At 62.3% G+C, this 13,332-nt stretch carries 18 protein-coding genes; 5 read left to right on the plus strand and 13 right to left on the minus strand.

Annotated features, from left to right (window positions below; all coding sequences use genetic code 11):
- Nucleotides 1-2 precede the first annotated feature (2 nt).
- The 4 genes from NLY37_RS10175 to NLY37_RS10190 form a co-directional block, all read right to left on the minus strand.
- Nucleotides 3-491 (minus strand): GNAT family N-acetyltransferase, encoded by a 489-nt coding sequence (locus NLY37_RS10175; RefSeq protein ID WP_023741419.1) that lies wholly within the window; start codon nt 489-491, stop codon nt 3-5.
- A gap of 4 nt (nt 492-495) precedes the next feature.
- Complete coding sequence (gatB, locus tag NLY37_RS10180; RefSeq protein WP_023715796.1) at nt 496-1,995, minus strand: Asp-tRNA(Asn)/Glu-tRNA(Gln) amidotransferase subunit GatB; 1,500 nt, start codon at nt 1,993-1,995, stop codon at nt 496-498.
- 204 nt (nt 1,996-2,199) lie between these two features.
- On the minus strand, nt 2,200-2,631 hold the full coding sequence (locus NLY37_RS10185) for a CBS domain-containing protein (RefSeq protein ID WP_023667498.1): 432 nt from the start codon (nt 2,629-2,631) through the stop codon (nt 2,200-2,202).
- Between the two features lie 138 nt (nt 2,632-2,769).
- Nucleotides 2,770-3,537: a rhomboid family intramembrane serine protease gene (locus NLY37_RS10190; RefSeq protein ID WP_023741420.1), complete on the minus strand. Its 768-nt coding sequence runs from the start codon at nt 3,535-3,537 to the stop codon at nt 2,770-2,772.
- Nucleotides 3,538-3,937: 400 nt separating this feature from the next.
- Between NLY37_RS10190 and NLY37_RS10195 the strand changes: the two genes are divergently transcribed.
- From NLY37_RS10195 to NLY37_RS10205, 3 genes are all read left to right on the plus strand, one after another.
- On the plus strand, nt 3,938-4,573 hold the full coding sequence (locus NLY37_RS10195; protein WP_023741421.1) for a PAS domain-containing protein: 636 nt from the start codon (nt 3,938-3,940) through the stop codon (nt 4,571-4,573).
- A 124-nt stretch (nt 4,574-4,697) separates the two neighbouring features.
- Entirely contained in the window at nt 4,698-5,315 is a 618-nt protein-coding gene (locus NLY37_RS10200) for a PilZ domain-containing protein (RefSeq protein WP_023667501.1), read from the plus strand.
- 288 nt (nt 5,316-5,603) lie between these two features.
- Nucleotides 5,604-6,212 carry a transglutaminase-like cysteine peptidase gene (locus NLY37_RS10205; RefSeq protein ID WP_023681509.1) on the plus strand — a complete coding sequence of 203 codons (609 nt, stop codon included), beginning with the start codon at nt 5,604-5,606 and terminating at the stop codon, nt 6,210-6,212.
- 244 nt (nt 6,213-6,456) lie between these two features.
- Here the strand turns inward: NLY37_RS10205 and NLY37_RS10210 are convergent, their stop codons facing one another.
- Both NLY37_RS10210 and NLY37_RS10215 read right to left on the minus strand, forming a co-directional pair.
- Nucleotides 6,457-6,984, minus strand: coding sequence for a gamma carbonic anhydrase family protein (locus tag NLY37_RS10210; protein WP_023741422.1), 528 nt, complete (start codon nt 6,982-6,984; stop codon nt 6,457-6,459).
- Between the two features lie 85 nt (nt 6,985-7,069).
- A complete protein-coding gene (locus tag NLY37_RS10215) occupies nt 7,070-7,438 on the minus strand; it encodes a DUF6949 family protein (protein ID WP_023741423.1) in 369 nt (122 codons plus the stop codon).
- 110 nt (nt 7,439-7,548) lie between these two features.
- Here NLY37_RS10215 and NLY37_RS10220 point away from each other — a divergent pair, with 110 nt between their 5' ends.
- Entirely contained in the window at nt 7,549-8,274 is a 726-nt protein-coding gene (locus NLY37_RS10220) for a hypothetical protein (protein WP_023741424.1), read from the plus strand.
- A gap of 289 nt (nt 8,275-8,563) precedes the next feature.
- On the opposite strand, the gene NLY37_RS10225 is transcribed toward NLY37_RS10220, so the two are convergent.
- Both NLY37_RS10225 and cysE read right to left on the minus strand, forming a co-directional pair.
- Nucleotides 8,564-8,767, minus strand: a complete 204-nt coding sequence (locus tag NLY37_RS10225; protein WP_006200852.1) for a DUF3126 family protein — start codon at nt 8,765-8,767, stop codon at nt 8,564-8,566.
- Between the two features lie 256 nt (nt 8,768-9,023).
- Nucleotides 9,024-9,872 carry a serine O-acetyltransferase gene (gene cysE, locus NLY37_RS10230; protein WP_023667506.1) on the minus strand — a complete coding sequence of 283 codons (849 nt, stop codon included), beginning with the start codon at nt 9,870-9,872 and terminating at the stop codon, nt 9,024-9,026.
- Between the two features lie 133 nt (nt 9,873-10,005).
- Here cysE and NLY37_RS10235 point away from each other — a divergent pair, with 133 nt between their 5' ends.
- Complete coding sequence (locus NLY37_RS10235) at nt 10,006-10,620, plus strand: HD domain-containing protein (protein ID WP_023741425.1); 615 nt, start codon at nt 10,006-10,008, stop codon at nt 10,618-10,620.
- On the opposite strand, the gene NLY37_RS10240 is transcribed toward NLY37_RS10235, so the two are convergent.
- Genes NLY37_RS10240 through NLY37_RS10260 form a run of 5 tightly spaced genes read right to left on the minus strand, consistent with a single transcriptional unit; the run spans nt 10,617 to nt 13,320 of the window.
- Complete coding sequence (locus tag NLY37_RS10240; protein ID WP_023741426.1) at nt 10,617-11,117, minus strand: GNAT family N-acetyltransferase; 501 nt, start codon at nt 11,115-11,117, stop codon at nt 10,617-10,619. The genes NLY37_RS10235 and NLY37_RS10240 overlap by 4 nt on opposite strands.
- 39 nt (nt 11,118-11,156) lie before the next feature.
- Nucleotides 11,157-11,498: a hypothetical protein gene (locus NLY37_RS10245; protein WP_023741427.1), complete on the minus strand. Its 342-nt coding sequence runs from the start codon at nt 11,496-11,498 to the stop codon at nt 11,157-11,159.
- Between the two features lie 43 nt (nt 11,499-11,541).
- Entirely contained in the window at nt 11,542-11,913 is a 372-nt protein-coding gene (locus NLY37_RS10250; RefSeq protein WP_023741428.1) for a hypothetical protein, read from the minus strand.
- A gap of 56 nt (nt 11,914-11,969) precedes the next feature.
- On the minus strand, nt 11,970-12,737 hold the full coding sequence (locus NLY37_RS10255; RefSeq protein WP_023741429.1) for an alpha/beta fold hydrolase: 768 nt from the start codon (nt 12,735-12,737) through the stop codon (nt 11,970-11,972).
- A gap of 10 nt (nt 12,738-12,747) precedes the next feature.
- Nucleotides 12,748-13,320 (minus strand): DUF192 domain-containing protein, encoded by a 573-nt coding sequence (locus NLY37_RS10260; protein ID WP_023691205.1) that lies wholly within the window; start codon nt 13,318-13,320, stop codon nt 12,748-12,750.
- Nucleotides 13,321-13,332 lie beyond the last annotated feature (12 nt).

Raw genomic sequence — 13,332 nt, forward strand, 5'->3', positions numbered from 1 at the left:
GCCTATCCCAGCGGCTTCTCGAAGATCAGCGCCGGCAACCCCGAACCGCCGCCGCAATCGGCTGTGCTGCCGACCGGCAAAAATCCCTTCGAACGGTAGAAGGCGATGGCCGGCACGTTGGCCTCTTCCACCTCGACCCGCAACCTGTTCGCCTCGGGAAAGCTGGCTTCGACCTCGTCCAGCAAGGCCTGGCCGATGCCTTGACGCTGGCAGGCCGGCAGTACATAGAGCTGGTTCAGCAGCACGATCTTCGCATCCGTCGTTGCGGCGGCAAAAGCCATGCCGCCGATACGCTTGCCGTCATCGGCGACCAGGAATTCCGAGTTCGGCCTTGTCAGCCGCGCCTTGAGCGAGGCGATCGAATGCCAGTCGTCGGTAATTTCGATCACCCGCTGGGCGCCATAGATCGTGTCGTAGGTTGCGTGCCAGGTTTCGACCAGCAGCGCGCGGACAGCGGCAAGGTCACGTTCGCTGGCGGTGCGGACGAACATTGTTCTATTCGATACCGAGCTTGGCCTTGACCAGATCGTTGACCGCCTGCGGGTTGGCCTTGCCGCCGGTGGCTTTCATCACCTGGCCGACGAACCAGCCGGCCATGGTCGGCTTGGCGCGAGCCTGCTCGACCTTGTCGGGGTTGGCGGCGATGACTTCGTCGACCGCCTTCTCGATGGCGCCGGTGTCCGTGACCTGCTTCATGCCGCGGCTTTCGACCAGCTGGCGCGGATCGCCGCCCTCGTTCCAAACAATCTCGAACAGATCCTTGGCGATCTTGCCGGAGATGGTGCCTTCCTTGATCAGGTCGATCACGGCACCGAGCTGCTCCGGTGTTACAGGAGCATTTTCAATGTCCTTGCCGGCCTTGTTAAGCTGGCCGAGCAGGTCATTGATGACCCAGTTGGCGGCAAGCTTGCCGTCGCGGCCCGAGGCCACCTGCTCGAAATAGTCGGCGATCGGCTTTTCCGACACCAGGATCGAGGCGTCGTAGGTCGACAGGCCAAGTGAAGAGATCAGGCGCGCCTTCTTGTCGTCGGGCAGTTCCGGCAACTCCTTGGCCAGCGCGTCGACATAGGCCTGATCGAATTCCAGCGGCAAAAGGTCGGGATCGGGGAAGTAGCGGTAGTCATGCGCCTCTTCCTTGCTGCGCATCGAGCGCGTCTCGCCTTTGACGGCGTCGAACAGCCTGGTCTCCTGGTCGATCTTGCCGCCATCCTCGAGGATGGCGATCTGGCGGCGCGCCTCGAACTCGATGGCCTGGCCGATGAAGCGGATCGAGTTGACGTTCTTGATCTCACAGCGCGTACCGAATTCGCCGCCGGGCTTGCGAACGGAGACGTTGACGTCGGCGCGCATCGAACCTTCGTCCATGTTGCCGTCGCAAGTGCCGAGATAGCGCACGATGGTGCGCAGCTTGGTGACATACGCCTTGGCCTCGTCGGCGGAGCGCATGTCGGGCTTGGAGACAATCTCCATCAGCGCTACGCCGGAGCGGTTGAGATCGACATAGGACATGGTCGGATGCTGGTCGTGCATCGACTTGCCGGCGTCCTGCTCCAGGTGCAGGCGCTCGATGCCGATCTCGATGTCCTCGAACTCGCCCTGCCGGTCGGGACCGACCGAAATGACGATCGTGCCTTCGCCGACGATCGGCTGCTTGAACTGCGATATCTGGTAACCCTGCGGCAGGTCGGGATAGAAATAGTTTTTCCGGTCGAACACCGACTTGTGGTTGATCTGCGCCTTCAATCCGAGGCCGGTGCGGATCGCCTGCTTGACGCATTCCTCATTGATGACCGGCAGCATGCCGGGCATGGCCGCGTCGACCAGACTGACATTGGCGTTGGGCGCCGCGCCGAAAGTCGTCGACGCCCCGGAAAACAGCTTTGCTTCCGAGGTCACCTGCGCGTGAACCTCGAGGCCGATGATGATCTCCCAATCGCCGGTGGCGCCGGGGATAAAACGTTTGGCGTCGGGCGTGCGGGTATCGATAAGGGTCATGGTGGCCTGCGCTTTTGGCTCGCGAAAACTGCGATTTTCGTGATTTGGGTAATCGGTCTTCGCTAGTGCAAACCGCTTCGCGAGACAAGCGCCCAAAGCAGCGCAGAGCAGCGGGTTGGCCTTTTCAGCCCCTTTCGGCCGCTCTACAACCAATAGAATGAACGCCGCCGGCCGGCATTCCCGGTCGGCGGTTTCTTCGTCAGGTTAGGCTGTTGCGATGTAGGCCCTGATCTCGTCGGCCTCGCGCTCGACATCCTCGATGCGGCGCTTGACCACGTCGCCGATCGACACGATACCGTCGAGCAGCCCGTCCTTTTCCACCGGCAGATGGCGGAAACGGCCTTTGGTCATGATCTCCATCACCTCGTTGACCGTGTGGTTCTCGTTGCAGATCTTCACTTTCGGCGTCATCGCCGAGCGTACCGTTATATCAAGTGCGGCAGCGCCTTCCCTGGCGACGACCCGCACGATGTCACGCTCGGAAAGGATGCCGACGATCTTGCGATCGCCATTGGTGATGACCAGTGCACCGATCTTGTGGTCGGCCAGGATTCGAATGGCTTCGCTGAGCTTTACGTTCGGCCCGAGCGTGAACACGTCATGGCCTTTTCTCTCGAGAATTGCCTTAACCGTCATGGCGTCCTCCTCCTCCTGCTTGGCTAGCCAGCTCCCGCCCTGACCGGCTTCACATAAGAGTGAACATCGTGCGCCGTGATCGGTTGCTTTTCAAGTGTGCCAGTGGGGTGTGCCAGTGGGGTGCGCCAATAGAGTGCGCTAGTCGGGGGTGCGCTGGTCGTCGGGGATCTCCCATTCAGGCCCCCGCCAGCGCCGGTCGAACCAGCGCAACCCGAAGAAGCCTGCGACGAGGCCGCCAATGTGCGCTTCCCAGGCGATCTGGCCGGGCTCTCCGAGCCCGAGACCGTAAAGGCCGGTGGCGAGATTGATGACCATCCAGGCGCCGAGAAAATTGACGACGCCGCGCATGCGCAAAACGATTGCGATCGGCAGCACGGGACCGGCAAAGGCCGCCCTGCCGGAGGAGCGGTCGGTACGGAACCCGAAGCGAGCCGCCGCACCCATCATGCCCGATATCGCCCCGGAAGCGCCGACCAGCGGTGCTTCGCCGTATGGATGGACCGCCCAGAACAGCACCACCGCGGCCAGCCCGGTGGCGGCGAAAAACAAGGCGAACCAGAACCAGCCGAGACGGTTGGCCAGCGGCGACCCGAAGGCGGCCAGCGCAACCATGTTGATGGCAATGTGGGCAACGCCGCCATGCATGAAGGCATAGGTGAAAGGACGGGTGAAGAGGAACCAGTCGAAACCGTATTGGCCGGTATAGAGGACCGGAATGAAGGCGCCATCGGTGAGCAATGTTATCTGCTGCTCTTCGGTCAGCACATATTGCTGCAGCAGGAAGACGGCGACGCAGATGCCGATCACCGCCAGCACCACCGGTGGCAGGTTGAACACCGGCTCGCGGCGCGGCGGCGGCGCCTCCGCGGTCTGTTCGGTCTCCAGGGGGCCGGCCGGTTCGCTCATATGCTCTGATCCAGGGATTTGCGTGTCGCGAGCATCTAGGCCATGCCCGGACAAATCACAAACTACGAATCACAAAGCGCGAATCACAAACCGCGAATCAAAAAGAAGCCGTCCAAGGTTTCCCTTGAACGGCTGGTCGAGCCCCCTGCTCCCCTAAAACTATTGACCGAAGTGCTGTTGGTCGTCGCGAAACGACCGCTTCTGGAGTGGTTTTGGTGTGCCATGGCGAGCCTGTGCGCGCAACGTAAACCACTTGTTAACCTTAACGTCCCCGACCCGTGAACAAGTCTTAACGACGCTGGCACGCATCCTGCTCCGGAACGCATGTAGGTCATCGGAGGGCGCCCTTTCTGTTCACCGATGGGACCATCAGACGGCAGAATGCGCGGAGTTTCATAGCATGAACCAGAACGGATCAATCGCGCTGTTCCATTATTGGAATCGCCTGCGTCATGGACGTCCTGCCCCAAAGCGTTCGGAAGTCGAACCGGCCGATATCAAGGCGCTTTTGGCCGACACCTTCATCCTGGAAAGGGATACGCGCGGCGAAGCGGTGTTCCGGCTTGCCGGCACCAGGCTTTGCGCCGGCTACGGCCGCGAGCTCAAGGGGTTTTCGTTCCCCTCGCTATGGCGCGAGAAGGACCAGCGGCTGGTGTCGCGCCTCATTCACAGCGTTTTCGAGCAGAAATCCGTGGTGCTGATCACTTATGAGGGGTTCAGCCGCAGCGGCCGGTCCAACCACTTCGAGTTGCTTGCGCTGCCGCTCGACGGCGGCGTCGAGAACCCGCGCTGCCTCGGCGTCATCAGCGCCGTGGAAAAGCCGTTCTGGCTGGGCGCCGACCCGATCACCGACGCGCTGATCGACGCCATCCGGGTCATCGATCCCGACAAGGAACCGATGTTCCTGAAAAACCGGCCGGAAATATCCGTTCCGTCGTTGGCTCCCGAACTCGAAGCGCCGGAGACCATCCCGGCGCTCGGTCGGTCGCGCCGTATCCGCCACCTCGTCGTGTTCGACGGCGGGCGCGAGCAATAGTCTCCAAGCCGGCGCTAATCTTAACTATCGGCGACCCACTTTTCTCCTTTGTTAACCTGCTTGGCTGTAGTTTTGGCCGAGATTCCACGCACGACGCGGGAATGCCAACGGGGTGTAGGCAGTCATGAGGTCAGCGGCGGTCGAATACGCGCCGTCCCGCGCCGAAAGGCGTAACTTTCAGCGCGTCCGGGTCAAGATCTACGGGCGCTTCATGCTGGAGGACCGCACCGAACACCCTTGCCAGGTCGTCGATATGTCACCGGGCAATGTCGCGTTGCGCACCGAGCGCGTCGGCATGCCGGGCGAAAAAATCATTGCCTATATCGATCATATCGGCCGCATCGAGGGCGTGGTGACGCGCACTTCGCAGGACGGCTTTGCCATGACCGTCATTGCTTCGGATCGCAAGAAGGACAAGCTTGCCGCGCAGTTGACCTGGCTCGCCAACAAGCATGAACTCGACCTGCCGGAAGACCGTCGCCACGAACGCGTAGCGCCGCGCAACCCGACAAGCGTCCTGCAGCTCACCGACGGGCGCCAGTATCAGTGCCGCATCATCGACCTGTCGCTGTCGGGCGCGGCGGTCGAGATCGACGTCAAGCCGGCGCTCGGCATCCAGGTGATGCTGGGCACCATGCGTGGCCAGGTGGTGCGTCATTTCGAGGATGGCGTCGCCATCGAATTCGCCGTCATCCAGCGCCCCGAAACGCTCGATTCCGAGTTCAACGCCCCGCGCGCCTGAACGATCGGCAACAGGCAGCAAAAACGAACCGGCCCTGCGCGGCCGGTTTTTTGTTGCCGGCGTTCCGCCTGCCTCTCCAGCTTGTAGCGGCACGCAGCAAATCCACGGCTCCACCCGGAAATCCGCGCCCCGACATCGCGGTTTTACGCCGAGATCTGAACGATTTTATATTAAAATAGGTTAAATTTTACGCGTATTCTATTGAGCTTTTACTCAATGTCTACTTCGGGTTTTTGCGTCAAATAAATCCAGCGCTGTCATTGTCTCCTCAAACGGGGAGACTGACCAATGGCGAAGATTTGGGGCAAGCTGTTGCTCTTGGCAATGGCGATGCAGCTTTCCGCTTGGGGAACGGCGCAAGCAGCAGGACCGGCCTACATGCACACTGGCGGCCGCACGACACAGCCGGTCGGTCACTACGAATTCTGCCAGAAGCTGCCGCAGGAGTGCGCTCAGCGCACGCCGAAGCAGGCACCGGTCGAACTGACCCGCAAGCTGTGGGCGGCGATCGTCGACGTCAACAATTCGGTCAACACCCGGATCGTGCCGCGCACCGATATGGAAATGTGGGGTAAGGAAGAGGTCTGGTCCTATCCCGACAGCGGCTTCGGCGACTGCGAGGACTATGCGCTGGAGAAGCGCCGCGAATTGATGGCGCTCGGCGTTCCCGCCGGCAATCTCTTGATGACCGTGGCGCGCCAACAAAATGGCGACGGCCACGCGGTGCTGACCGTGCGCACCAGCCTCGGCGAGTTCATCCTCGACAATCTGGAGTCCAAGGTGCTGTCCTGGACCGACACCGACTATACATACCTGAAGCGCCAGTCCGACCAGAATTCCGGCGTGTGGGTGACGATCAACGACGGCCGCGCCGACGCGGTTGCCAGCGTCCGCTAGGACGCCATCACAGAGGTCAAGCACATCGAATAATGCGACGTGCCTAACGAGAAAGCCCGGTCGAGTCCCCACCCTCCCCGTCCCCAACGATCGGGTTTTAAGGAGCCGGCCCCGTCCCCGGGCCGGCTCCACCATTTCAGACCATGATCCCGAACCGAAGGACCGCGGCAGCGAAAAGTGAGAACCGGTTTTTGCTGCGCTGACCCGCCGTTCGGAAAAGATCATCGCCAAACAGGAATAGAGTTCAGGCCTTCTTCAGCCCGGCCTTGAAGCGCTTGCCGTTGGCGACATAGTGCGCGGCCGAGGCGCGCAGCCTGGCGACAGCGGCATCGTCCAGCGTCCTGATCACCCGCCCGGGCGAGCCGACGATCAGGCAATTGTCGGGGAACTCCTTGCCTTCGGTGACCAGTGCGCCGGCGCCGACCAGGCAATTCCTGCCGATCCTGGCGCCGTTGAGCACGATGGCGCCCATGCCGATCAGGCTGTTGTCGCCGATCGTGCAGCCATGCAGCAAGGCGCGGTGGCCGATCGTGCAACCCTGCCCGATCGTCAGGGGAAAACCGGGATCGGTGTGCATCACCGTGTGTTCCTGGACATTGCTGTCGGCGCCGATGACGATCGGCTCATTGTCACCGCGGATGACTGCGCCAAACCAGAAGCCGGCATTGCGACCGACGCTGATGTCGCCGATCAAGGTCGCATCGGGCGCGATCCAGTTGCTGTCGGCATCCTCGAAACGGGGCGATTTTCCGTCGATTGCATAGGTCGGCATTTGCAGTCTCCGATTCGTCGCAGGCCGGGACAAACCCTAGAACAATCCGAGGAAAACCGCGTGCCGGTTTTCTCCCGCAATTGCCTCAAGGCAAATACCGCGCCAGCGATTCCACCAAAAGCTGAAGCGCACCAGGAGAGCTGATGCCCCAGGAGGCAATGGCGATCAGCACGATGCCCAGCACCAGCGCCCAGGCGATCACCGTGCAGCCGCAGGACATCAGCATGAGCGTGGAAATGCGGCCTTCGCGCCGCGCATCGAGCGCATCGTTGGCGAGCATGAACGGCCCGGCGCAAGCGGTCGTGGCCAGCGAGCGCAGGATGTACGCCGGCGACACATAAGGCTCGGCAAAGGCAAGCCGGCGGCCCGCCGCCAGTTCCATCACGGACCCAGCGAGCCCGCAGGCGGTGAGCCCGACGGCAAAAGCGAAGAGAACGGGTAGCAGCAGGCTCATCTTTACCTTCCGTTTACCATGAAATCGCACAGTCGCGTCCAGCGCAGCAAGAGCCATGCCGCGGCATGTGTGCCGCCCAGGGACAGACGGCGGCGACTATGGGGATTGCGATGAAGCAGGCAGCGACCGCCGAAGAGTTCAACGTCGTCGATTCCGTGCTGATGAAGCGGGTGTTCTATGCCTTTGCCGCACTGGCGCTGCTGTCGCTGGCGATCAGCCTTGGCGGAAAATGGTTCGGCCGCTCGATCTCCATGGCCGGCTACACCGACGACACCACAGTCCACAAGGTGGTGATCGGCAACAATGTCATTGCCGTACCGGCCAACGCCATCCGCTTCCTGCAGGCGCGCCGCGACGGCATCGCTTCGCGGCTCGACCTCTATCTGCGCTATCCCGAAATGGACGGCTACAGCGAAGCCGCCCGCGACGATTTCAACCACACGGGGGCCGCCAAAAACATCATCTTCCTGTCGTTCGAGCCGCAGATGATGTCGCGCGACATGAGCGGCCGTTTCGCACCGATCTACAGCGCGCTCATCAGCCAGCCCGGCGTGCCCGGCCCCGGCGGCACGACGATTTACGGTTTTACGGAAAAATCAGGCTATCTCAACGAGGTGCTTGCGGTCGCCGGCCGGCCCGGCAAGGACCCGTTCGTCGCCCGCTGCCTGAGCGGACCGAGCGCTGAGGAATCGCTGGCGCCCTGCGAGCGCGACATCCAGGTCGGCGACAGCCTCAGCCTGACCTACCGCTTTCCCCGGGAGTTGCTGGGCCACTGGCCGGCGCTTGACGCCGCTATCGTCGCCGAGGCCACGCGCGTCCTGAAGACGGGGCGCTAGCCTGCCTCTGTTCGGGCGAAGCGAAGCGGCGCAGAAGTTTACGAACGTTGGCGGGACAGCACCCCCCTCTGTCCTGCCGGACATCTCCCCCGCAAGGGGGGAGATTACGCCCCCATCACTGCTTTCGCCAATTATCGAGGTTGCAGAAGAAGAGCCGAGGAACTGCCGATCTCCCCCCTTGCGGGGGAGATGTCCGGCAGGACAGAGGGGGGTGGGAAGGATCGCCGAGGCTTGCTCTTCATCTCCCCACTTCGTTGGAGATAGGCAACTCCGATCCCCAGTTCCGCGATCAGGCCAGATCGATGTCGAGGATCGCCATCGAGAAATTATAGTCGCCGTCGTCCTCGTCCTTGAAGACGATGCCGAGGAACTCGTCGCCGACATAGACCTCGGCCGAATCTTCCTTGCGCGGCCGCGCCTTCACCTCGAGTTTGGGATTCTGGAAGACGCGCTTGAAATAGGCGTCCAGCTTTCTGATTTCGTCCGGCTTCAAAAGTCTTCTCCGATCGTCGGGCTTGCTCGTTGGAACGCGCTTCTGGCACGTCGACAATGGCGATGTAAAGGCAAGCCGGCTGGATAGAACGCGAACCCTGGGGCCGGATGATTTCAGGTCGAATCCGAATCCGCCTCTAAATCAAGGAGGTAGAGCATGATGTCGTCCGAAAACCGCCTCACACTTTTCGGCATCATGCTCCAGAGGCAACGGCGCCGGCAACCGGACTTCAGTCCGGCGCGCCGGGTGTTGCAAATCAGATGTCGAAGCTGACGACCTGGTCCATCGATTGCGACGGCAAAAGCTGGTCCATCTGGCGCGAAGGCTGGTCGCAGCCGGTCTCGCCGACGACGCGGGCCGGTACGCCGGCAACCGTCTTGTTGTGCGGCACCGGCGACAGCACGACCGAGCCTGCCGCGATCTTCGAGCAATGGCCGATCTCGATATTGCCGAGAATCTTGGCGCCGGCGCCGATCAGTACGCCGTAACGGATCTTGGGGTGACGGTCGCCGCCGGCTTTGCCGGTGCCGCCCAGCGTCACGCCATGCAGGATCGACACATCGTCCTCGATCACCGCCGTCTCGCCGACGACGAGGCCGGTGGCGTGGTCGATGAAGATGCCCTTGCCGATGCGGGCGGCCGGGTTGATGTCGGTCTGGAACACCGAAGACGAGCGGCTCTGCAGATAGAGGGCGAAATCCTTGCGGCCCTGATTCCACAGCCAATGGGCCAGCCTGTGCGTCTGGATGGCATGGAAACCCTTGAAATAGAGCACTGGCATGATGAAGCGGTCGCAGGCCGGATCGCGGTCGTAATAGGCCTGGATGTCGACACGCACGATCGACGACCATTCCTTGTCGTCGGCCAGCATCGACTTGAAGGTCTGGCGGATGAGGTCGGAACCGATGTCTTGATGTGCAAGCCGCTCGGCGAGCCGATGGATGACAGCTTCCTCCAGGCTCTCCTGGTTGAGGATGGTCGAATAGAGGAACGCCGCCAGAAGCGGGTCGCGGTTGACCGCTTCCATCGCCTCGTCGCGGACCGAACGCCAGATCGGATCGACCGGCTGGACCATTGTGGGGCGGGAAATGCTGATGCTGTTCATCGACGTCTTGTCCTGCGTCCTGGCCGCTTGCCTATTCTCCGGCGGCACATATAAGCCAGATCATAGCACGATTGAACTCAATTTTCCTTAGTGCTCGGTGAAATGGATTTGGTTCACGGAAATTCAAGCCGCCATGGAAAACGAACCCTTGATCGACGCTCCGCTGAAACGCGCGCTCTCCGCGCTCTATCAAGCTCCGGATCGCCACTATCACAACCTCGCCCATATCGAGGCGTTGCTGGCGCTGGCGGACGAATATCGAGCATCGCTGCATGATTCCGGCGCCGTCGAAGCCGCAATCTGGTTCCATGACGCCATATATGACAGCCGCGCCAAGGACAACGAGGCCAGGAGTGCAGCACTTGCGCAGGACAAACTTGCCGCCCGCACCGATCCGGAGCGCCTCGGCCGCATCGCGGCGATGATCGTCGCCACTGCCACGCATGAACTGCCCAGCCTTCAACCACGGGGCCTTGCCGATGAGAACTCCCTGCGCGACGCAGCGCTTTTCCTCGATATGGACCTGGCGATACTGGGTGCGTCAGCCGACGCTTTCGACGCCTATGAACAAGCGGTCCGACGCGAATATGGCTGGGTCGAGGAGCCTATGTGGCGCGCCGGCCGCGGCGCGATTCTCAAGACTTTCCTCGCGCGCCAGCATATTTTTCACACGCAGGAATTCCGCCACAGGTTCGAGCCCCAGGCCAGGCAAAACCTGGCGCGGTCTCTAGAAACGCTCAAATCCTAATCCGGAAATGTCTCCATGCGCTGCGCATAGGCTTTGAAACCGGCGCGCCTGTAGACCGATTGCGCGGCCGGATGGTCGTATGTGTCGTTATGAAGCCAGACCCTTTGCGGCGCCCGCGACCAGATGGCGCGAAGCGCCTGGTCGAGCAGGAACGGGCCGAGCCTGCGACCCTGGAAGGCGGGAACCAGCCCGAAATGAACCAGCTCGACCTCAGGTTGGCCGACGCCGTTGAATTCGCACAGACCAGCGGCCTCGCCCTCGACGCGCAGCACATGGATATGTGTCGAGGGCAGCGCCAGCAGGCGCTCGAGGTCTTCCGCCGGCATGCGCAGCCGGTGGTCCCACTGCACCGGCTCGCCGACAGCGCGGTAGAGGTCGATGTAAGCGGCGCAGTCCAGCCTTTCCGGCGCCACCGTGGTCGCTGCTGCAGGGCTGACGCGTGCAGGCGCCAAATCGCGCGGGCGCATCTCCATGTAGGTGACGAGAAGATCAACCAAAGCGGCACCGCCTCCGGCTGCAAGCCAGACGAAGATCGATCACCTGAAGGCGCCAACGGACTTGGTCGCCGCCCAAACAAAGAACAGGCCGATCACCAACGACAGCCCGTTGAGGAGGATACCGACGATGCCGAGGACATGATTGTCGTTTGAACGTCCCAGTGCCATCAAGCCAAAAACCACGCCGGTGATGTGCGCCAGCGGCGCCGCAACGAGAAACACCAGCAGAAAAACCCCGCCGAGGACGTTTTGAGCGGCCAGCGACGCCTCGCCTGGCATCAACGCCAGCGTGACCACCGCCGCAAAATCCATTGCGAACGCCAGCAGGGCCAGGATCACCGAGCGTTTGCCGAAGCTGCTCCGCCCCACCACGCCGGGCATTGCTATCGTGCTTCTTCCCCATCCGGCCATTACTCGTCCCCGATCAGGTGAAAGCGCCTATCGTCGATGCCATTGCCACAAGCAGGAGGAAGCCAACCGCCAGGGAGCCGCCGTTGAGCAGGATGCCGACGACCCCAAGCACGCGGCTATCGTTCGAACGCACCAGCGCCATCAGCCCGAAAATCAATCCGGCAATATGCGCCAACGGCCCTGCCAGCAGGAAAACCGCCATGAAGAAACCCGTGGCGATGTTCTGGGCACGCTCGGATGCGTGGGTCGGAAGCGCCACCATTGTGGTCAGCGCCATCACACCGGCACCGAAGGCGAGCAGCGCCAGGATGACGGAACGCTTGCCGAACTTGCTTGTCACGACGGCGCCCGGCAGAGCGTCGGCGCTTCTTCCCCATTGTGCCATTGTTTGCCACCCCTCGCCGGCCGCCCAATCCATATCGCCCGAAAATCGCTTACCGGTTAAAGCGGATTTTCGGCATAAAACTCCAAAACCCGCTGCTTGAAGGTCTTGTCGCCCACAGCCAGCATATGGTCGCGGCCGTCTATGTGAAACACCTTGGCGTTCGGCATCAGCGCGGCGAGCTCGTCGGGCGAGCCGCCAATATCGTCTGTCGTCCCGACCGCAATCAGCGTTGGTTGGGCGATGCGCGTCATGTCGTCTTCGCTGAGCAGTTCGCGCGACGTGGCGATGCAGGCGGCCAGCGCGCGGCGGTCGCTGCGCGTCTGATCGGCAAAGGCGCGAAACGAGCGACCGCGCGGATGGCTGGTGGCGGCCGGATCGTTGGCCAGCAGCGCCTCGGCGATCGGATCCCAGTCGCCGACGCCGTCGACCATGCCGATCCCGAGCCCGCCGAAGACCAGCGTCGCCACCTTGTCGGGATCCGACAGTGCCAGGAACGCCGCGATGCGCGCGCCCATCGAATAGCCCATGACATGCGCGCGGCCGATGCCGAGATGGTCGAGCAGGGCCGCCGCGTCCGAAGCCATTTTGGCCGGGGTGTAGTCGGCCTCGTCATAGCTTTTCGACGACGAGCCGTGGCCGCGATTGTCGAAGGCGATGGCGCGATAGCCGGCATCGTTCAGCGTCTTGAACCAGCCGGGCGATACCCAGTTGACATAGTGGCTGGAGGCAAAGCCGTGGATCATCAGCACCGGATCGCCCGCCCCCAACGCCGGCCGGCGGTCGAGGAAGGCGAAGTCGAACCCGTCATGGGAGAAGAATTGCATCGGGAGCGGCTCAGCCGGCGCCGGGCGTGGGCGCGTTGCCCTTGTCCGATGGCGGCATGCCGGGGCCGGACACCGTGCCGACGGCCGGATGGCGCAGCAGATCGCCATGGTCGATGCCGTTTTTGGCGGCGGTGCCGGCCTTGAGCTCCAGCACGAAGCGCACTGGCACACCCGGCGAGATGACTGCATCGGACAATGGAGTGCCGTGCTTGACGGCCCGCACCTTGCCGTCCTGTCCAACAAAGATCAGGTCGAGCGGCATCGGCGTGTTGTGCATCCAGAAGCCGACCTGCTTCTGCATCTCGAAGACGAACAGCATGCCATGATTGTCGGCCATATCCTGGCGATACATCAGGCCGGCCTCGCGTTCCGAGTCGGTGTCGGCGACTTCGATCGAAAAGGATTTATCGCCCCCTTTCGTCGCCACGACCAAGGGTGTCGGATCGACGGGAAGGATCATCGCCTGACCGCCGGCGATCGTCTGCTGGGATGCGGTCGGCTGCCCGGAATAGAAGTAAGCGCCTGCGGCTACCGCAACGATGACGCAGAGCGCGCCCGCTGTCAGCCAGTTCCTGTACGCCATTGGAAATCCTCG

The organism is Mesorhizobium sp. C395A (genome assembly GCF_030323205.1).
In the GTDB taxonomy this organism is placed as follows: Bacteria; Pseudomonadota; Alphaproteobacteria; order Rhizobiales; family Rhizobiaceae; genus Mesorhizobium.